Annotated in this window: 17 protein-coding genes; 12 read left to right on the top strand and 5 right to left on the bottom strand. The window is 69.1% G+C overall.

Annotated features, from left to right (window positions below):
- Positions 1-169 precede the first annotated feature (169 nt).
- On the top strand, positions 170-1,420 hold the full coding sequence (locus ALI144C_RS41220) for an HNH endonuclease signature motif containing protein (protein ID WP_076992626.1): 1,251 nt from the start codon (positions 170-172) through the stop codon (positions 1,418-1,420).
- A gap of 517 nt (positions 1,421-1,937) precedes the next feature.
- Here the strand turns inward: ALI144C_RS41220 and ALI144C_RS41210 are convergent.
- Positions 1,938-3,740, bottom strand: coding sequence for an ArnT family glycosyltransferase (locus ALI144C_RS41210; RefSeq protein ID WP_083753830.1), 1,803 nt, complete (start codon positions 3,738-3,740; stop codon positions 1,938-1,940).
- Positions 3,741-3,768: 28 nt separating this feature from the next.
- On the bottom strand, positions 3,769-4,551 hold the full coding sequence (locus tag ALI144C_RS41205) for a siderophore-interacting protein (protein ID WP_083753829.1): 783 nt from the start codon (positions 4,549-4,551) through the stop codon (positions 3,769-3,771).
- Positions 4,552-4,654: 103 nt separating this feature from the next.
- On the opposite strand from ALI144C_RS41205, the gene ALI144C_RS41200 reads away from it, so the two are divergent.
- The 11 genes from ALI144C_RS41200 to ALI144C_RS41150 all read left to right on the top strand — a co-directional run bounded on the left by ALI144C_RS41200 (position 4,655) and on the right by ALI144C_RS41150 (position 16,542).
- Positions 4,655-5,680, top strand: coding sequence for a FecCD family ABC transporter permease (locus ALI144C_RS41200; RefSeq protein ID WP_083753828.1), 1,026 nt, complete (start codon positions 4,655-4,657; stop codon positions 5,678-5,680).
- Complete coding sequence (locus ALI144C_RS41195) at positions 5,677-6,711, top strand: FecCD family ABC transporter permease (RefSeq protein ID WP_083753827.1); 1,035 nt, start codon at positions 5,677-5,679, stop codon at positions 6,709-6,711. The genes ALI144C_RS41200 and ALI144C_RS41195 overlap by 4 nt, the downstream gene beginning before the upstream one ends.
- Positions 6,708-7,550 carry an ABC transporter ATP-binding protein gene (locus tag ALI144C_RS41190; RefSeq protein ID WP_076992621.1) on the top strand — a complete coding sequence of 281 codons (843 nt, stop codon included), beginning with the start codon at positions 6,708-6,710 and terminating at the stop codon, positions 7,548-7,550. Before ALI144C_RS41195 ends, ALI144C_RS41190 begins: the two co-directional genes overlap by 4 nt.
- 20 nt (positions 7,551-7,570) lie before the next feature.
- Positions 7,571-8,551, top strand: coding sequence for an ABC transporter substrate-binding protein (locus tag ALI144C_RS41185; RefSeq protein WP_168211482.1), 981 nt, complete (start codon positions 7,571-7,573; stop codon positions 8,549-8,551).
- A 5-nt stretch (positions 8,552-8,556) separates the two neighbouring features.
- Positions 8,557-10,230, top strand: coding sequence for an ABC transporter ATP-binding protein (locus ALI144C_RS41180; protein WP_076992619.1), 1,674 nt, complete (start codon positions 8,557-8,559; stop codon positions 10,228-10,230).
- Complete coding sequence (locus tag ALI144C_RS41175) at positions 10,227-11,981, top strand: ABC transporter ATP-binding protein (RefSeq protein ID WP_076992618.1); 1,755 nt, start codon at positions 10,227-10,229, stop codon at positions 11,979-11,981. Before ALI144C_RS41180 ends, ALI144C_RS41175 begins: the two co-directional genes overlap by 4 nt.
- A gap of 94 nt (positions 11,982-12,075) precedes the next feature.
- Positions 12,076-12,873 carry a 2,3-dihydro-2,3-dihydroxybenzoate dehydrogenase gene (locus tag ALI144C_RS41170; protein WP_076992617.1) on the top strand — a complete coding sequence of 266 codons (798 nt, stop codon included), beginning with the start codon at positions 12,076-12,078 and terminating at the stop codon, positions 12,871-12,873.
- 54 nt (positions 12,874-12,927) lie between these two features.
- Positions 12,928-14,046 (top strand): isochorismate synthase, encoded by a 1,119-nt coding sequence (locus ALI144C_RS41165; RefSeq protein ID WP_076992616.1) that lies wholly within the window; start codon positions 12,928-12,930, stop codon positions 14,044-14,046.
- Positions 14,043-15,641: a (2,3-dihydroxybenzoyl)adenylate synthase gene (locus ALI144C_RS41160; protein ID WP_076992615.1), complete on the top strand. Its 1,599-nt coding sequence runs from the start codon at positions 14,043-14,045 to the stop codon at positions 15,639-15,641. Before ALI144C_RS41165 ends, ALI144C_RS41160 begins: the two co-directional genes overlap by 4 nt.
- 44 nt (positions 15,642-15,685) lie before the next feature.
- Positions 15,686-16,303 (top strand): isochorismatase family protein, encoded by a 618-nt coding sequence (locus tag ALI144C_RS41155; protein ID WP_076992842.1) that lies wholly within the window; start codon positions 15,686-15,688, stop codon positions 16,301-16,303.
- Positions 16,300-16,542 carry a phosphopantetheine-binding protein gene (locus tag ALI144C_RS41150; RefSeq protein ID WP_076992614.1) on the top strand — a complete coding sequence of 81 codons (243 nt, stop codon included), beginning with the start codon at positions 16,300-16,302 and terminating at the stop codon, positions 16,540-16,542. Before ALI144C_RS41155 ends, ALI144C_RS41150 begins: the two co-directional genes overlap by 4 nt.
- A 34-nt stretch (positions 16,543-16,576) precedes the next feature.
- On the opposite strand, the gene ALI144C_RS41145 is transcribed toward ALI144C_RS41150, so the two are convergent.
- Genes ALI144C_RS41145 through ALI144C_RS41135 form a run of 3 tightly spaced genes read right to left on the bottom strand, consistent with a single transcriptional unit; the run spans position 16,577 to position 19,822 of the window.
- Positions 16,577-18,001: a pyridoxal phosphate-dependent decarboxylase family protein gene (locus ALI144C_RS41145; protein WP_076992613.1), complete on the bottom strand. Its 1,425-nt coding sequence runs from the start codon at positions 17,999-18,001 to the stop codon at positions 16,577-16,579.
- Between the two features lie 48 nt (positions 18,002-18,049).
- Positions 18,050-19,015: a GlxA family transcriptional regulator gene (locus tag ALI144C_RS41140; protein WP_076992612.1), complete on the bottom strand. Its 966-nt coding sequence runs from the start codon at positions 19,013-19,015 to the stop codon at positions 18,050-18,052.
- Between the two features lie 9 nt (positions 19,016-19,024).
- On the bottom strand, positions 19,025-19,822 hold the full coding sequence (locus ALI144C_RS41135; RefSeq protein ID WP_076992611.1) for an arginase family protein: 798 nt from the start codon (positions 19,820-19,822) through the stop codon (positions 19,025-19,027).
- Positions 19,823-19,900 lie beyond the last annotated feature (78 nt).

The raw sequence follows: 19,900 nt of genomic DNA, 5'->3' as shown, positions 1-19,900 counted from the left end.
AAGGCAGTTCACCCGCCAGGTTCCGTACCCGGGTTGCCGGGGCGCGACGACTTCTGAACGTCGTCGTGCCCTTGACTACCAAGGGTTTCTGTCGGCACTTGCCGAACACGATCCGGTGAACGCTAAAACTCCCAAGGACTTTCATGTTCCGTCGAAGTATCTTGGAGGCATGGCTCAACTTCCAGCACCTCTCTGGCAGGTCGGCAATCGGGGACTCGTCGCCCAGCTGACCGCGTCCGAGGAGCGGTTGCGCCTGGCCTACTCCGAACACCTGCGGCTGTTGTCGGAACTCGATTCCCGGGGTGCCGCGTACGAGTTGGGGTACAGCAGCACCGCCGCTCTTCTCCTGCACACGTTGAACATTACTCGTGCCGAAGCCAACCAACGGCTGGCGCACGCAGCCGCGCTGCACGACGTGAAGACCCCGACCGGGTCCGTCATCGAAGCAGTTCTGCCGTTGACGGCTGATCGGCTGGCCGCAGGGGAGGTTGGCGTCGGACAGGTCGAGGTGATCCGGAAGTTCGTCGCGAGTCTTGAGCACCTGGAGCCGGAGAAGATCACGCTGGCTGAGAAGTTGATGGTCGAGCGCGCCGAAGAAGACGACCCGAACGCCTTGGCGCGCTATGGCGAACGCTGGGTCCGTGACATCATCGACCCGGACGGGACGCCACCCCACGACGAGGAGTCTCAGCGGCCCGAGCGGGAGTTGCGGCGGCACGTGTTCCGCGACGGCAGAATGGAGTTCAAGGGACGGCTCGACGCGGAGACCGCTGCGTTGTTCGAAGCCCTGCTGGCGCCATTCGAGAAGCGCGAGTCCAGTGAGACGCGTGGCTGTGCGGAACGAGGTGGAGATGCGTTCGCCGACGTGTTGCAGAAGGCGGCGAACTGCCCGGATTCGCCTGCGCACAACGGTTACAAGACCGAAGTCGCCTTCACCGTGTCCATGGACGAACTGATGCGGTCAGCCGACAACCAGGTGCTGCCCGGAACCAGGCTGACGGCGGGCGAGGCCCGCCGAATCGCGTGCGACGCCCATGTTCTGCCCGTGGTCATGGGCGGTGCGTCCCAACCTCTGGATGTTGCCGTCCCTGCTTACGTTGTTCCTGCTCACATTCGGCGTGGACTTGTGCTCCGCGATCGCGGCTGCACCTTCCCCTCTTGTGACAGGCCCGCCAGCGTCTGCCATTCGCACCACATCAAGTCCTGGCTACGAGGTGGGCCGACCGCCCTCGGCAACCTGGTTCTCCTCTGCGGACAGCATCACCGACTCATCCACCGCAGTGAGTGGTCGGTTCAGCTCGTCGACGGAATCGCCTGGTTCACCCCACCGGACTACGTCGATCCCACACGATCGCCCCGGCGCAACCACTTACTCGGTGTCACACCTACCGAGCCGCGCCAAGCGCTTGGCTGCAAGTAAAGCAAGTGGTGGGATCGCCGAGATCTTCCCGGAGTCCACATGCTCCCAGATGATCCCCGGCGGTCGCCGGGGCCGGTTGCTTGGCGCTCGGTCAGCGACAAGGCTTCATCTAGTCGGCGCAGGTAAATCGATTGGCGTGCCATGTCGGCGAGTGTCGCGGCGCGCAGGTCCCGTGAACTCGCTTGCTCAGCGCACCACAGACCGAAGCGGAAGCAACGGGCCGCAGCATCCTGGTTGCCGGTGTCAAAGGCATGCCACAAGCTCTGGGGTTGAACAGTTCGGTGTGCCTGCTGTCGTTCGACGACACTGACGAGCCGGACAATGTGTTCGCCGATTCGATGGTCGGCTTGCGGGAAGTCCAGATCCAAGGCAGACCGGCAGGATCAAACGACTGCTCGGTGACCTCGCCAGGCGTGCGATGAGCCCGGCGGAATCCATCACCCTGATTCATGCCATTGAGCCGGAGTAGTCGAATCGCCCCGGGGCGGTCCGATCGGACCGCCCCGGCGGGATGTCGTCATGCGCAGTCGTAGAGTTTCTGCTCGGCCTCGGGGAAGTAGTCGGCGGGCGGGACCAGACGGCAGTGGGCCTCGACCCAGTCCGAGCGGGCGCGTTTCTCGCTGTCGGTCAGCACATACTTGACCCGCTTGTCCTTCACCCACCCGGCGAGCTGGTCGACCGAGGGCGCCGGGTCGTCGGTGGTGAAGCCGCCCATGGCCACCACGCGCAGGTCTGTGTGGATGATGTACGGCGCCACCTGCAACGCCCCGCCCTCCGCGGCGAGCTGGATGTCCGTTGTGGACGCCTGGGCCAGCTTGAGCACGGCGGACTGTTCCTCCGAGAGGGACCCGGTTTTAGCCTTGATCTCCGCGGACTTGCGGCCCGCGAAGTACTCCGCGTACTCCGCGCGTTCCTCTGGTGGCAGGAACACCGTTTGGGCGGACACCGGACCGGCGGTGGGGTTCGTCGCCCAGCCGACCCAGTAGCCCGACACGGCCAGTGCGGACCACGTGAGCGGCGTGATCAGCAAGGCCGCCAAGCCCAACGCAAGGCCTGAGCCGAAGCGTCCGGCCACCAACGCGACAATGCCCAAGACCGCCAATGCGACAACTGGGATGCGCAACCACCCGTGCCACCCCGGATCCCGCTGGATCACCAGGAACACCCACGCGGCACTGACCGCGATGACCAACGGCAGCAGCCATCGGTTGCCCGCCAGGTGGTAACGCCACAGCATCGCGAGCGTGAACGCCGACACCGCGGCAATGGCAGGTACCAACATGCTTGTGTAGTAAGGCAACCACACGCCGGTCATGAAGCTGAGGACAAGCCCGGCCAGCACGAGCCAACCGCCGAACAGCACCCACCCCGCGACAACCAACCGGGGTGCCTTCGGCCGGACGAAGAAGATCACCAGGCCGAGCAGCGCCAACGGCAGCAGCCACGCCGCCTGTCCGGCGAGCGAATCGCTGAACAGGCGCAGAATCCCCGGTGTGCTGTAGAACGGGTTCGCTTCGTTGCCCGCCGCCGCGCTTTGCCCCGAGATCCGGCCGAAACCGTTGTACCCCACGGTCAGGTCCCACGCCGAGCTGTCGAGAGACCCACCGATGAACGGCTTCCTGCCCGGCCACAGGTCGACCAGGAGCACCCACCAGAGCGAAGCGACCACCACAGTCACCACGGCGATGGCGCCGTTGAGCAACCGCTTGCCCCAGGCCAGCGAACTGGCCACCAGGTAGGCGGCCAGGAACGCGGGCGCGACGAGCAGTGCCTGGCCCATCTTGACCAGGAACCCACACCCGAGCAGCGCGGCGGCCAGCACAAGCCATCGGGTCTCAGCCTGACCGGTCAACGCACGCGACAACGCGTAGGCCGCGGCGACAAGGCACAACACCAGCCACGGGTCGGGTGCGTTGTCCCGCGTGATCACCATGGTCACCGGGGTCACGGCGAGGATCACCGCGGCCAGCAACCCGGTTTTCAACGACCCGCTGAACCGCCGCACGGTGAAAGCCAGCAGTGGCACGGCCGCCACACCGGCGATCACCTGCGGCAGGAGCACCGCCCACCCGTGCAGGCCGAAGATCCAGACCGACACCACCTGGGGCCAGACGCCCAGCGGGGGCTTGTCGATCGTCAGCACACCCACCGGGTCGTACGTGCCGAAAAGGAACTGCTGGAAGCCGCTGCCCATGGTCTTGGCCGCCGCGCTGTAATACGCGTACGAGTACCCCTGACCTGCCAGATCCCACGCGTAGCCGACTCCGGCGAGGACCGTTGTCGCGATCAGGGCAAGCGGAACCCACCGAGCTGTGTTCATTTGTCGCTCTCCGGGGGAGCAGGGAAACTCAGTCGTACGCGGGGCGATCCGCGCGCCAGTACCCGCAGAAGTAGATCTGCTTCTTGTCGATCGACCGCTCGTTCACCAAGTACCGCCGGACCGAGGTCGCCAGCGTCGACTCACCGGCCACCCAGACGTAGGGCTTGCCTTCGGGGAACGCCATGCCGCGCAACGCTTCCAGCACCTTGGCGCCGCGTGTGCCCGAGCGGTACAGCCAGGTCGCGGGGGACGCGACGTCGATCACGTCCAGTTCGTCGGCCACCTCGAAGAAGGTGTGCGCCGGTGTCCGTAGGGTCTCGAGCATCCCCGTGATCGCGGGGATGGCGGTCTCGTCGCCGATCAGCAGCTGCCAGTCCGCGTCGCCGGGCCTGTACTCGGCGCCGTCGCTGAGCACGCCGATCCGGTCGCCCGGCTTGGCCGCGCACGCCCATGCCGACGCCGGGCCGCTGTCGCCGTGCAGGACGAAGTCGATGTCCATCTCACCGCGGGCGTGGTCCATCCGGCGGACGGTGTAGTTGCGCATGACCGGTCGCCGCTCCACGGGCATGGCCTGCAGTTCCGGCCACCACTGCTCGGTCACCGGCAGCCGAAAATCCTCGCACACCGGGAAGAACACCCTGGCGAGGTGGTCCGGGCCCGCGTAGTCGAACTCGGCGATCTCGTCGCCGGTCAGTGTGATCCGCGCCATTCGTTCCGACAGGCGGCGGACCGCCGTGACGGTGACGAACATAGGCTGCTGCCGTGGTTTCCGCACTCCGGTCGCCGTCGCGCCATCCAGTGATCCGGTCATCGCCTGAGGTCCCCTCCCATCGGCCGTTCTAGCGGTTAGCCTAACCTAACTTGGATCTATTAGGTTAGCCTCTGCTGGCTGCAGCACCCCGAGGAACGAGCGAATGCCCGAGAACCCACAGGTGGCGGTCAACCGACCGGTACTTGCCTTCGGGCTGCTCGCAGCCGTAGCGGTGCTGGTCGTGCTGACAGTCCTGAGCTTCACCGTCGGATCGGTTTCCGTACCCGCCCGCGCGGCGTACGACGCGCTCTTCAACTTCGACCCGACGAACAACCAGCACATCATCGTGCGTGACATGCGGCTGCCCCGCACAGTCATCGGCTTGCTCGCGGGTGCCGCTCTCGGCCTCTCCGGCGCGGTGATGCAGGGACTGGCGCGCAACCCGCTGGCTGACCCTGGGATCCTCGGTGTGAACGCGGGCGCGGCGCTGTTCGTGGTGTGCGGCATCAGCGTCTTCGGTGTCGTGAGCGTCACCGGCTACGTGTGGTTCGGGTTCGTCGGCGCCGCGGCCGCCGCGATCCTGGTCTACCGCATCGGCGCCATGGGACGAGACGGCGCGACGCCCGTCAAGCTGGCCCTGTCCGGCGCGGCGACGAGTGCCGCGCTGGCGTCGTTGACCACGGCGATCCTGCTGACGGACACCGAGGCGTTCGACCGGTTCCGGTTCTGGCAGGTCGGCTCCCTGGCCGGGCGCGACCTGGGCGTCGTCGCGCGGGCGCTGCCGTTCCTCGCTGTCGGCGCGGTGCTCGCGCTCATCTGCGGTCGGCTGCTCAACGCGTTGTCGCTCGGTGACGACGTCGCCCAGTCGCTGGGCGTCAACGTCAAAGCCGGGCAGGCGTTCGCCGCGCTCGGGGTTGTCCTGCTGTGCGGGACGGCGACGGCCCTGGCGGGGCCGATCGCGTTCATCGGGCTGGCCGTGCCGCACGCCGCCCGGATGATCACCGGACCGGACTACCGCTGGATCCTGCCGTTCTCGATGGTGCTCGCGCCGTCGCTGCTGCTGGGGTCGGACATCGTCGGCCGGATCATCACCAGCCCGGGGGAGGTCCAGGTCGGCGTGGTGACCGCGGTGATCGGCGCCCCGATCTTCATCGCACTGGTCCGCAGGCGGAAGCTGGCCGAGCTGTGACCGCTATCCAGGATGCCAGGACAGTCGCGGCCGTGCGGACGCGCGGCCTCAACCGCGTACGCCTGGTGACCATCATCCTCGTCCTGGTCCTCGCGGCCTTGTTCATCGCCGCGCTGGCGCTGGGCAGCGTCTTCGTGTCGCCGGGGAACGTGCTCGGTGCGCTGTTCGGTGACGCGCCACGCCGCGCGGCCTACATCGTCAACGAGGTACGCCTGCCGCGCGCGTTGACTGGGGTGCTCGCGGGCCTGGCGTTCGGCCTGTCCGGCGGCATGTTCCAGAGCATGGTGCGCAATCCGCTGGCCAGCCCGGACGTCATCGGCATCACCATGGGCGCGAGCGCCGCGGCGGTGGTGTGCATCCTCGGGTTCGGTCTGACGGGCGTCGCGGTGTCCGGTGGCGCGTTCGCCGGCGCACTGGCCACCGCGATCCTGATCTACGTCCTCGCGTGGCGGCGTGGCGTGTCCGGCTACCGCCTCGTCCTGATCGGGATCGGCGTCGCGGCCGTGCTGTCGAGCGTCGTGTCGTACATGATCACGCGCGCCGACGTGAAAGACGCGCAACAAGCACTGATCTGGCTCACCGGCAGCCTGACCGCGCGTACGTGGATCGACGTCACACCGATCGCGGTCATCCTGGCCGTGGTGGCGCCGCTGGTGCTGGTCCTGTCGAAGTCGCTCAAGGCGTTGCAGTTCGGCGACGACGTCGCCAAAGGCCTGGGTGTGTCGGTGGAGCAACGACGGCTGAGCCTGATGCTGTGCGGTGTGGCGCTCGCCGCGGCGGCCACGGCCGCCGCCGGGCCGGTCGCGTTCGTCGCGTTCGTGTCCGGGCCGATCGCACGCAGGCTGGTCCACGGGCACAGTTCCGCGCTCGTGCCGTCCGCGCTCGTCGGCGCGGTCGTGCTGCTCGGTTCGGACCTCATAGCGCAGCACCTGCTGGGCGGCACCGTGCTGCCCGTCGGTGTGGTGACCGGTGTGCTCGGCGCGCCGTATCTGTTGTGGCTGATGGCAACGAGATCAGGGCGGGCCGGATGAAACTCGAGGCGACCGGGATCACACTCGGCTACGACGGCCGTCGGGTCGTCGACGACCTGTCCGCGGTGATCCCCGACGGCAGGATCACGATGATCGTCGGCCCGAACGCGTGCGGCAAGTCGACGCTGCTGCGCGGCATGGCGCGCCTGTTGTCCCCCAGCGCGGGCGCAGTCCTGCTGGACGGCCAGGACATCCACCGCATGCCGACGCGGCAAGTGGCCGTGAAGCTGGGCATCCTGCCGCAGCACCCGATCGCGCCGGAAGGCATCACCGTGACCGACCTCGTCGGCCGCGGCAGGCACCCGCACCACGGCTGGTTCCAGCGCTGGAGCCCGAAGGACGACGAGATCGTCGCCGGGGCGATGCGCGCGACCGGCACGCTGGAGCTCGCGGAGCGGCCGGTGGACGAGCTGTCCGGCGGCCAGCGCCAGCGCGTCTGGATCGCCATGGCACTCGCCCAGAACACCGGCGTCCTGCTGCTCGACGAACCGACCACGTACCTGGACGTCACCCACCAGGTCGAAGTCCTCGACCTGCTCACGGACCTCAACCACGCGCAGGGCACGACGATCGCGGTGGTCCTGCACGACCTGAACCTGGCCTGCCGCTACGGCGACCACCTGATCGCCATGAAGGACGGCGAAGTGGTCTCGCACGGCGACCCCGCGGAAGTGATCACCCAGGAGCTGGTCTCCGAGGTGTTCCAGCTGACCAACCGCGTCGTGCCCGACCCGGTGTCCGGCACACCCCTGGTTGTCCCGATCGGCCGCCACCACAGCACCGCCCCGGCCGAGCGGAACGGTTCCACCAGTCCCGTACTGCCTGCACCGCCGAAATGAAATCCCGGAAAGAGGCCCCAGTGAGACGAACACCAGTGAGCAGGCGCGGTTTCCTCGCCGCAGGCGGCGGAATCGCGGCCCTCACCGTCTTAGGCGCGTGTGGCAACAGCGGCGACAGCGGCAGCGGCAGCAACGCCCCGACGTCCGCCGCGCCGCCCGCTGAGCGTGAGGTGCAGACCGACAAGGGCTCGGTCAAGGTGCCGGGCAAGGCGCAGAAGGTGGCGTGCGCGGACTTCTTCGGCGCGTTCGTCGTCGCGGACCTCGGACTGATCCCGGTCGGCGCCAGCGGCGGCGGGTACGACAAGTCCGGTCCGCTGTACGCGCCCAAGCTGGGCAAGGTCCCGGTCGTCGGCGACTTCACCAAGCCGGACCCGGAGAAGATCGCGGGCACCGACCCCGACCTGATCCTGCGCACGATCGACACCGACGAGGCGCTGTACAAGCAGCTGACCGGGATCGCGCCGACCGTGGTCGTCAGCTTCCAGAAGCTCAGCCTGACCGAGGTGACCACCCGGGTCGGCGACATCCTCGGCCGCAAGGACGAGGCCGACAAGCTGCTGGCCGAGTACACCAGGCGCACGCAGGAGATCAAGACCAAGCACGCCGCCGTGCTCGGCAGGTACACCTTCACGTACGCGCAGTCCGCCACGGACACCACGTTCTGGACGCTCGGCGAGAAGTGGACCGACACCAAGGTCCTCGTCGACTGCGGTGCCCGGCTGGCCGAGCCGTCGAAGTCGCAGCCCGACCCGACGAAGGAGTTCTCGATGGAGCAGATCGGGGTGCTCGCGCAGAGCGACGTCCTGCTGGTGCCGTCGACCATCGACGGTACGGCCGAGGCGCCGGAGAACGCGCCGCTGACCGGCAACGCACTGTGGAAGCAACTGCCCGCGGTCAAGGCAGGCCGGGTGTTCCCCGTCCTGAGTGGTGCGGCGTCGCTCGGCACCGGGCTCGAACTCGTGACGGTGTTCGACAAGGTGCTCACGAAGCTGGCTGGCTGAGCCCTATGCGGAGGGGGCTGCTCGCAGGGGCTGTACGGCGGCATTGGGGCCGTCTGCTGGTCGGTGTGCTCTTGCTGGCGACACACCAGGCAGCGGAAGCCGCCGTCCCGGTGGCCATCGGTCTGGTGATCGACCGGGCCGTGGCCACCGGGGACTGGGGCGCGTTGGCCTGGTCGGTGGCCGGGCTTGCCGTGTTGTTCACCGTGCTCGCGTTCGCGTACAGGCTTGGCTCGCGCCAAGCCGTGCTCGCGTTCGAGCGCGAGATGCACCACCTGCGCGTGCAAGTGGCCAAACGGGTGCTGGACCCACGCGGCGAGCGCACGGGGATGCGTTCGGGTGAGCTGTTGTCGATCGCGTCCTCGGACGCCGAACGCGCGGCGCTGGTCATCCGGGGGGTGGCCATGGGCATCGCCGCGCTCACCGCGCTCGCCGTGTCGTCCGTCGCGCTGCTCACGATCGACGTGCCGCTTGGCCTTGGCGTGTTGGTCGGTGTGCCGTTGCTGGTGCTTGTCACGACACGCGTCGCGCCGTTGCTGACTCGGCACAGTGCCGCGCAGCAGGAAGCCGCGGCACGAACGACGGCGTTGGCCACGGACCTGGTGAGCGGGTTGCGCACCTTGCGGGGGATCGGCGCGCAGCACACCGCCGCGTCGCGCTACCGCGCATCCAGCGAGGGCGCGTTGCGGGCGAGCCTGCGTGCGGCGACGACAACCGGGCTCTACCAAGGGGTCACGGCTGCGGCGAGCGGCCTGTTCCTGGCGGCGGTGGCGGGGTTCGCGGGGTGGTTCGCGTTGTCGGGCCGTCTGACTGTCGGTGAGCTGGTGACTGTGATGGGTCTGGCCCAGTTCATCGCCGAGCCGTTGCGGACACTGGGTTTCTGCGGTCAGCTGCTGGCGACTTCCCGTGCTTCGGCGGCCAGGCTGACCACGGTGCTGGACGCGGAGCCGCTCGTGGAGCACGGCACGCGGTCCGTCGACTCCGCCGAGGTTTCGCTGACGCTGCAAGGGGTGTCGTACCGGACGTTGCGGTCGGTGGACATGGCGGTGGCGCCACACGAAATGGTCGGCCTCGTCGCGTACGACCAACGTGACGCCGACGCCTTGCTTGCCGTGCTGGCGGGCCAGGTGCCGGAGCACGAAGGCGCGGTGCTGGTCAACGGGATCCCGTCGGCGGACCTGGACATCGATGAACGGCGGCGCGTGGTACTGGTCGAGCAGCACGACATCGCGTTGTTCGAGGGCTCGTTGCGGGAGAACATCTCCGGCGGTGCGCGGACGAGCGACGACGAGGTGTCGGCCGCTGTCGCGGCGGCCGCGGCGGAGGACGTCGTCGACGTCCACCCGGCCGGTCTCGACCACACCGTCACCGACCGGGGCAGTTCGCTGTCCGGCGGGCAGCGGCAACGGATCGGGCTGGCGCGGGCGTTGCTCGCGGCGCCACCCGTGCTCGTGCTGCACGACCCGACGACCGCGGTGGACGCGGTGACCGAGGAACTGATCGCGGAACGACTCACCGCGAAGCGGACCGGGCAGAGCACGCTCGTCGTGACGAGCAGCCCTGCCCTGCTGGGGAAGGCGGACCGGGTGATCGTGCTCGACGCGGGCCAGGTGTCCTCTGTGGGCACGCACGCGGAACTCGTCGACACCGACGAGACCTACCGCAAGGCGGTGCTGCGTTGAGCGACCTGCTGCCTGTCTCGACACCCAAACAGACCTGGGCGCTGCTGCGCGCGGAACTGCTGCGCCAGCGCAAGCTCTCGACGGTCGCGCTGCTGGTGATGCTGGCGGCCAGCGGCGCGGGACTCATCGCGCCGTGGATGATCGGTGTGCTCGTCGACGACGTGACCGCGGGCGCCGGGGCCGGGCGGATCGTCGGCATCGTCGCTGTGCTCGTCGGCGCCGCGCTGGTCGCGGGGGTGCTGGTCGGTATCGGCACGACACTGGTTGCGCGCGTTGGTGAGACTGTCCTCGCGCGCATCCGGGAGCGGGTGCTCGACCGCGCGTTGCACCTGCCCTCGAGCGCGTTGGAGAAGGTCGGCATCGGTGATCTGCTGGCCAGGGCCGGTGACGACGTGTCCGCGGTGACCAGGGCGATCACGCAGACCGTGCCGGATCTGGTGCAGGCCGTCTTCACGATCGCGCTGACCGGCGCCGGGCTGTTCGCGCTGGACTGGCGACTCGGTCTCGCCGGATTGGTCGCCGCGCCCATGTACGTGATCGCCCTGCGGTGGTACCTGCCGCGTTCCGGCCCGTACTACGCCAAGGAACGCATCGCGATCGGCGAACGCACCCAGGCGCTGGCGAGTTCGTTGCGCGGCAAGGCGACCGTTCGGGCACACCGGCTGGAGGACGCGCACATCGACCGCCTCACCGACCGGTCGGCGTCGGCGATGAACCTGTCGATGGACGTGTTCCGCCTGTTCACGAGGTTCGCCTCGCGCAACAACCGCGCGGAGTTCGTCGGTCTCACGGCTGTGCTCGTTGTCGGGTTCCTGTTGGTACGCGGGGACATGGCGACCGTCGGCGCGGTGACCGCGGCGGCGTTGTACTTCCACCGGCTGTTCAACCCCGTCGGGTTCCTGATCATGGAGTTCGACGAGATCCAGTCCGCGGGCGCGAGCATGGCACGTCTCGCCGGTGTCGCGTCCCTCGATCCGCCCGCGGACCCGGACAACCCGCGTGAACCGGCCGCCGCGAGCCTGGAGGTGCACGGGATCACCCACCACTACGACGGGCCGGCTGTGCTGCACGACGTGTCGTTGCGGCTGGAACCGGGCGAACGGGTCGCGCTGGTGGGCGCCAGCGGCGCCGGGAAGACGACGCTCGCGGGGATCGCGGCGGGTGTGCTGGAACCGGTGAGCGGTGTGGTGAAGCTCGGCGGCTTCGACCTCGCCGACATCGGCGAGGCCCGCGTCCGGCGGCACATCGCCCTGCTCAGCCAGGAAGTGCACGTCTTCGACGGGACGCTGCTCGACGACGTCCGGCTCGCCCGTGACGACGCCTCCGATGACGAGGTCCTTGCCGCGCTCGATGTCGTGGGCGCGACCGGTTGGGTGAACGCGTTGCCCGACGGCCCCGCGACCCAGGTCGGTGAGGGCGCACACGAACTGACCGCCGCGCAGGCACAGCAGTTGGCCTTGGCCAGGCTCGTGCTGGCTGATCCGATGGTCGCGGTGCTCGACGAGGCCACGGCCGAGGCGGGCAGTGCGGGCGCGCGTGTGCTGGAGGACGCGGCGGACGCGGCGACTTCTGGGCGTACGACGCTGGTGGTCGCGCACCGGCTCACCCAGGCCGAACGGGCCGATCGGGTCCTGGTGCTCGACAAGGGCGTGGTCGTGGAGTCCGGTTCGCATGACGAACTGCTCGCGGCCGGTGGGCGTTATGCCGATCTGTGGTGGAGCTGGACGGGTATACGTGGTGTTCGCAACTGAGGTAGGCATTGAGTACTTAGGTAAGACTCACCTAAGGTGATTCTTGACCGGGAACGCGTCCAGTTGGGCCGCTCGCCTGGGAGAGGAGAACCTGGTGACACAGTCCGCTACCGATCACGTGGTTGCTCTGGTCACCGGCGCGGCCCGGGGCATAGGTGCCGCCGTGACGCGCAAGCTCCTCGAAAGCGGGGTGGCCGTCGCTGCCGTCGACCGGCTCGAGCAACCACTGATCGAGACCGTCGGCAAGCTTCGGGCCGAAGGCCATACCGTCCGCGCCTACCCCGCGGACGTGTCCGACCGAGCCGCTGTCGCTGCGGTCGTCGAGTCCGTCGAGACCGAGCTCGGTCCGATCGGCATCCTGGTCAACGTCGCCGGTGTGCTGAGACCGGGCCTGGTGCTCGACATGGCCGACGCCGACTGGGACGAGACGTTCGCCGTCAACTCGAACGCCGTTTTCGTGACCGCCCGTGAGGTCGCCCAGCGGATGGTGCCGCGCCGCTCGGGCAGCATCGTCACAGTCGGCTCCAACGCCGCCGGTGTGCCACGCAAGCGGATGGCCGCCTACGCCGCGTCGAAGGCCGCCGCGACCATGTTCACCCGGTGTCTCGGCCTCGAACTGGCCGAGTACGGGATCCGCTGCAACATCGTCTCGCCCGGCTCGACCGACACCGACATGCAGCGCGCGTTGTGGCCCGAGGACCGCAGCGCCGACGAGGCGGTCGCGGGCGTCGTGGCCGGGTCCCTGCCCGACTTCCGGGTCGGCATCCCGCTCGGCAGGCTGGCCGAGCCCGACGACATCGCCGAAGCCGTGCTCTTCCTGGTCTCCGAGCGGGCCAGGCACATCACCATGCACGACCTGTACGTGGACGGCGGGGCCACCCTCCGTGCCTGACGTTTTGACCCTGCTCTATTCGAAAATACAAGGGAGCGCTCTCCAGTGCCCACCATGCACGCCGACGTCACCGCGGCGGCTCCCGCCGAGCTGCTCAGCGACTACCAGCCGGGGGCGTTCTTCCTGTCGTCGCCCGCTGGTGTGGTGCTCGCCGACGAGCCGAGCGCGGTCCACACGACCATCGCCGCCGCCAAACAGGCACAACTCGCCTCAGGCGGCGTCCTGGCAGGCGCGGTTCCGTTCGCCCGCACGGCACCGGCCCGGCTCGGCCTGTACCCGTCGGTGCGGCACGGCCAGCCGTGGCACATGGCCACGCCCACGCTCGGCACGCTGGACCGGCCGGACTTCTCCGGCGCCGACGACAGCCGGGACGGGTACGTCGCCGGTGTCCGAGAGGCGTTGGAACGCATCCGCTCGAAGCAGTTGAGCAAGGTCGTGCTGGCCCGCGTGCTCGACCTGCGCTCCGACCGGCCGGTGCTGACGGGCAAGCTGCTGGAACGCCTCATCGCCCGTGACCCCTACGGCTACACGTTCGCCACGGACGTGGGCGCGGGATCACTCGTCGGTGCGAGCCCTGAGCTGCTGGTGTCGCGCCGCAACGGACTCGTGACGGCCAACCCGCTGGCGGGTTCGGCGCCGCGGCACGCCGATCCGGTGCAGGACGGCCGCAACGCGACCGGGCTGCTGGTCTCGGAAAAAGACCGGCACGAGCACGAGGTCGTCGTCAAGGCAGTGGCTGAGGGCCTGGCCCCGCTGTGCGCGCGCGTCGCCGTGCCGCCGACGCCGGAGTTGCTGCCGACAAGAACCATGTGGCACCTGTCCACTTTGATCACCGCGGAGCCGTTGCCCGGTGTGTCCGCTTTGGACCTCGCGATCGCGCTGCACCCGACACCCGCTGTCTGCGGCACCCCGACCGAGCCCGCGCGTGCGCTGATCGGCGAGCTCGAACCGTTCGACCGCGGCTTCTACACCGGACTGGTCGGCTGGACCGACGCCTCCGGCGACGGGGAATGGGCGATCGCGCTGCGCTGCGGCGTGGTCGACGGCACCTCGCTGCGGCTGTACGCGGGCGCCGGGATCGTCGCGGGGTCCGACCCGGACAAGGAACTCGCCGAGACCACCGCCAAGTTCCGCACCTTCCTCAACGCGATCGGCTTAGGTGACCTCACATGACCGACTTCGTTGCCTGGCCGCCGGAATTCGCCGAACGCTACCGGGAACTCGGGTACTGGCAGGGCCAGACGCTGGGCGACTTCCTCGCCGAACGGGCCGCCGAGCACGGCTCACGGACCGCCGTGGTCGGTGGGGACGACCGCTGGACGTATCGCGAGCTGGACGAGCGCGCGACCCGCATGGCGCACGGCCTGCTGGCGCTGGGCATCGGCAAGGGCGACCGGGTCGTGGTGCAGCTGCCGAACGTCGCCGAGTTCTTCGAAGTGGTGTTCGGGTTGTTCCGGATCGGCGCGCTGCCCGTGTTCGCGTTGCCCGCGCACCGGCACAGCGAGATCGAGTACTTCTGCCGGTTCACCGACGCCGTCGCCTACGTGATCGCCGACAGGTTCGGCGGGTTCGACTACCGGACGCTCGCGGCCCGGATCCCCGACCTCAAGCACGTCCTGGTCGCGGGCGACCCCGGTGAGTTCCGTGCGCTGGACAGCGTCCCGGCCGACACATCGGGCCCGCTGCCGGAAGTGCGCGCCGACGAGGTCGCGTTCCTCAACCTCTCCGGCGGCAGCACGGGTGTGCCGAAGCTGATTCCCCGCACCCACGACGACTACCTGTACAGCGTGCGGGAAAGCGCTGAGATCTGCGGCCTGACGGCCGAGTCCGTCTACATGGCGACGCTGCCCGTCTCGCACAACTTCACGTTGAGCTCACCGGGCGTGCTCGGCGCGCTGCACGCGGGCGCACGGATCGTGCTGACCCCGGCGCCGAGTCCGGACGTCGCGTTCCCGTTGATCGAGAAGGAACGCGTGACGATCACCGGTGTGGTGCCGCCGATCGCGTTGCTGTGGATGGATTCACCGGCCCGCCAGCGGTTCGACCTGTCGAGTATGGAGATACTCCAGGTCGGCGGCGCGCGGCTGGCCGACGAGGCCGCCAGGCGGGTCGGGCCGGAACTGGGCTGCGACCTGCAGCAGGTGTTCGGAATGGCCGAGGGACTGGTCAACTACACCCGTGACGACGACTCGTTCGAGCTCGTCACCACGACCCAGGGCACACCGATTTCGCCGCACGACGAGATCCGGGTTGTCGACGCCGACGACGTGGAGGTCGCGCCCGGCGAGGTCGGCCAGCTGCTGACGCGCGGGCCGTACACCATCCGCGGCTACTACCGCGCGGACGAGCACAACGCGACCGCGTTCACTTCGGACGGTTTCTACCGGACCGGCGACCTGGTGCGGCGGCTGCCGTCCGGGCATATCATCGTGTCGGGGCGGGTGAAGGACCAGATCAACCGCGGCGGTGAGAAGGTCGCGGCCGAAGAGGTCGAGAACCACCTGCTGGCGCACGAAGGCGTGCACGACGCGGTGCTGGTCGGGATCGAGGACCCCCAACTCGGCGAGCGCACGTGCGCGTTCGTGATCCCGCGCTCGCCCGAGCCCAGCGCGGCGCAACTGCGGAAGTTCCTGCGCGAGAGGGGATTGGCGGCGTTCAAGATCCCTGACAGGATCGAGCTGGTCGACGAGTTCCCGTACACCGGAGTGGGCAAGACCTCCAGGCGTGCACTGGCGCAGGCGATCAAGGAAGGACTCGAAGCGCGGTGATCACCACGAAGACACGCGGCCTGCCCGCGATCGAGCCGTACCCCATGCCCGTCCCGGCCGACCTGCCGGTCAACCGTGTCGAGTGGACACTGGACGCGGACAGGGCCGTGCTGCTCGTGCACGACATGCAGAACTACTTCCTGCGCGCGTTCACCCCCGGCGCGTCCCCGGTGACCGAGCTGGTCGCCAACGTCAGGCGGCTGGCCGAACGCGCCCGCGTGCTGGGGATCCCGGTGGTCTACTCGGCGCAGCCGGGCGGCCAGTCGACCGACGAGCGCGGCCTGCAACTGGACATGTGGGGCAAGGGCATCGGCGCGGACCCGCAGGACGCGGCCATCTTCGCGGACATCGGACCGTCCGATGGGGACATCCACATGACGAAGTGGCGATACAACGCCTTCCACCGCACGACGCTGAGCGAGGTCCTGGCGGGCAACGACCGGGACCAGCTGGTGATCACGGGCATCTATGCGCACATCGGCTGCATGATGACGGCGGCCGACGCGTTCATGCGTGACATCCAGTCGTTCTTCGTGGCCGACGCGGTCGCGGACTTCTCCCGCGCCGACCACGACATGGCCATCCGCTACGTGGCCAATCGCTGCGGTGTCGTCACCACGACGGGTGATCTGCTGTCCACATGGGAAGGGAAACAGGCATGATCGACGAGCGGACGCTGCGGGCACAGCTGGCCGACCTGCTGGGGATTCCGGCCGACCAGCTCGCGGACGACGACAACCTGCTCGACCACGGGCTCGACTCGATCCGGATCATGTCCCTTGTGGATGCGTGGCGCGAGTCGGGGGTCGAGGTCAGCTTCATCGAACTGGCCGAGGAGCCGACGCTGGCCAACTGGCGTACGCTGCTGTCGGCTCAGCACAGCCGGACGGCCGGCTCGTAGACATCGCCTCGACGCTGCGACCGTACCCCGGGTGTCAGGTGTGCATGGCACGGCACTTGTCCAACTCGGCTGCGACCAGGTCGATGTCAGCTTCGGTCGTGCGGTAGCTGGTCACGCAGAGCCGGATGGCCGGGCGCCCGTCGAGCCGGAGCGCGCTGACCCACGCGTGGCCACGCCGGACGACCTCGGCCGCGACGGCGGCGTGCCACGTGGGGCTGTCGACGTCCGGGTTCGCCACGCAGACGACCGGCAGAGGTGTGTCGTTGATCCGCAGCCACCCACGTCCGGCCAGCCTGGAGGCGAGCAGTTCGCCCAGTTCGACGTCGCGTTCCAGTTGGCGCGCGAACGCCGGGCGGCCCGACCCGGCCAGTGACAGGAAGACCTTCAGCCCGATGAACCGGCGGGACCACTGCACACTGGACGAGTACGGGTCGGGCGTGCCGTCCACCGCGTCGGGCATGTACGCCGTGCGCACGTCGAAGCTCGCGCTGAGCGCCTCGGCGTGCGGGGTCAAGAACATCCCGGCGCCCATGGGCGCGGACATCCACTTGTGGGCGTCCACTGTGACACTGTCCGCGGATTCCACTCCGGACAGCAACGGCCGCAGCCGGTCCGACAACGCGACCGCACCGCCCCAGGCGGCGTCCACGTGCAGGTACAGCCCTCGTCGCCGGGCGAGCGCGACCAGATCGGGCAGAGGATCCAGCGCGCCTGCGCCGGTCGTGCCCGCTGTGGCGACGAGCAGGAACGGTTCGTGACCCGCCGCCGTGTCCGTGTCGATCATGGCGCGCAGCTGGTCCACGTCCATGCGGTGCGCGGCGTCGACCGGTACGAGCCGTACCGCCTGGCGACCCAGCCCCGCCATGTGCGCGATCTTGACCCACGCGAGGTGGCTCTCGGCGGAGGCGTACAGCAGCGGACGGCCCGGGACCGCGGTGACGCCGTGGTCGGCGTATTCGGGCCAGCGTTTGGTCAACGCGACGATGACCGCTGTCTGGTTCGCTTCCGAACCGCCGACCGTGAACGAGCCCGTGCTTCCCGCCGGCAATCCAAGCCTGTCGGCGAGGAACCGAAGCACGTGCCGTTCGACCTCCACGGGCGCCCACGCGTGCAGGTACGCCGCCAGCTGCGGATTGGCCGCCGCCGACAGCAGCTCCCCGGTCACGCCCCACCAGGTGGGCGCGGGGTTGAACAAGCCGAAGTAGCGTGGATGGCTCGTGTGCACCATTCCCGCGCGCAGCAGGTCCATCACGTCGGCGAGCAGATCACCGGGCGCGTGCGGGGTCTCGAAGTCGTATGCGGCAAGCCGTTCACGGACCGCGGCGATGTCGGACGGTGGCGTGACCGGGCCGTCGGCGACTTCCCGGTAGTGCTGTACGGCCAATACGGACGCTTGGTCGAGCAGTGCGGCGGCGTGCCCGCTGTCCACGTGCAACGGGCCGGGCTTGGACAAGTTCACGCCGCGAATCATCGACGCGCACGCGGCGAGCGGACAGGCCCGAGAACGTCACGCGCCACCCGTTTTTCGCCACCCGGCGTCGGTGGCCTGGAACGCGCGGCGGTAGTCGGACGGCGTGACCCCGAGATGCCGTTGGAAATGCCGGCGCAGTGCCTTGCCTGTGGTGAACCCGGTTCGCGTGGCGATGGAGTCGACCGACAGGGCCGTGGTTTCCAGCAGTGCCCGTGCGTCCGCCAGCCGTTGCAGCGTGAGCCACCGCAGCGGCGTGACGCCGATTTCCCTGACGAACCGCCGGCCGAACGACCGGGTGCTCATCGCGGCCCGCCCGGCGAGCTGCGGGATGGTCAGCGGTTCGTGCAGCCGCTGCCGGGCCCAGTCCAGCACCGGTGCCAGACCGCCGGACCCGCTGTGTCGCGTGTGGGACTGGACGCCATTGCGATGGGGCGCGACCACCATGCGGCGGCCGACTTCCGCGGCGGCCGCCGCCCCGAAGTCCTGGCGGATGATGTGCAGGCACAGGTCGATCGTGGCGACGGTTCCCGCCGCGCTGAGGATGTCGCCGTCGTCGACGAACAGCGCCTGCCCGTTGACGTGGACTCGCGGGTAGCGGCGTCGCAGTTCGTCGACGTGATCCCGGTGAGTGGTGACCTCGCGGCCGTCGAGCAGGTCAGCGGCGGCGAGGACGAGAACACCCGAACACAAGGCCGCGATCCGCACTCCGCGCCGGTGCGCGGCGCGAAGCGCGGCCACCAGCGCACCGGGCGGCCGGAAGGACGGTCCAGGAGGCGGAACCACGACGAGGTCCGCTGTCGCGAGCGCGTCGAGGCCCTCGCCGGTCTCCACCAGCAGACCGGGAACCGAGGTGTGCTGGCCCGGCGTGACCTGGCACAGCACCACCTCGTACCAGTCCGGGGTCAGGTAGCGCCGATCCCTGCCGAACACCTCACACAGCACGGCGAGGTCGAACACGGGACCGCCCGCGAACACCGGCACGGCGACCCGGCGGCGACCCACGTGCCTGGCCTACTTCGAGCGGGTGAGCACGGCACCCAACTGGCGGATCACCTCGGCCTCGGCGGCACGCGGTTCACCGTCAGCGGGGGCGTGTTCGGTGATACCCGCGCCGACCACGTTGTCGAGACGGGAAACCACGTCGATCAATCGCTCGGGCAACACCCCGTCCGGCTCGGGGTAGCAGACCGAACCGAACCGCGCCGGTTCGAGCACGTCCAGGTCGATGTGCACGTACACCGGGCCACGGAGCCCGTCGAGGACGCTGTCCAGGTCGTCGACGCCGACCTTCCGGATGCCGGTCCGCTCGATGTACTCGTACTCGCTCGGTTCGCCCGCACGCAGCCCGGCGAGGACGATCTGGCGTGACGTGAGCAGGTGCTTCTGCGTGAGGGCCGCGGGACCGTCACCGAGCAAGGTGCGGACGACCATGCCGTGGAACGCGCCGGACGGCAGGGTGTCGCCGGTGAAGCAGTCCGGGTGCGCGTCGAACCACAACACGGTCAACGCTTCGCCGTACCGGGCACCCGCGCGGGCGATCGGGACGAGGTCCACACCGCAGTCACCACCGACAGTGATCACCATGCCGTCGACACCGGCCAGGGCCTCCCGGGTCAGTTCCAGGTTCTGCCTGATGGTGGCCAGCGCCCGGACGCCGTCCTGCTTGTCGCCGCTCGTGTCCGGCACCGGCACCGTCACCAGTGACTCGGCGGCGATCAGCGCCGCGGCGCGTTTCGCACCCGCCACCAGCCTCGGCGCGTCGGTCGAGGCGGAGCCCTGCCACTGGGGCACACAGAGAACAGTCGTCATGGCGCGGACCTTACGCCGGGAAAACCACGGGACATCACCGGTTTTCCCACGGGGCGCTCGTGGATCTTGTAGCTTGCC

This window comes from Actinosynnema sp. ALI-1.44, assembly GCF_001984155.1.
GTDB lineage: Bacteria > Actinomycetota > Actinomycetes > Mycobacteriales > Pseudonocardiaceae > Kibdelosporangium.
The sequence above is the reverse complement of the archived record's forward strand: the minus strand, read 5'-3'. Positions and strand labels throughout refer to the sequence as shown.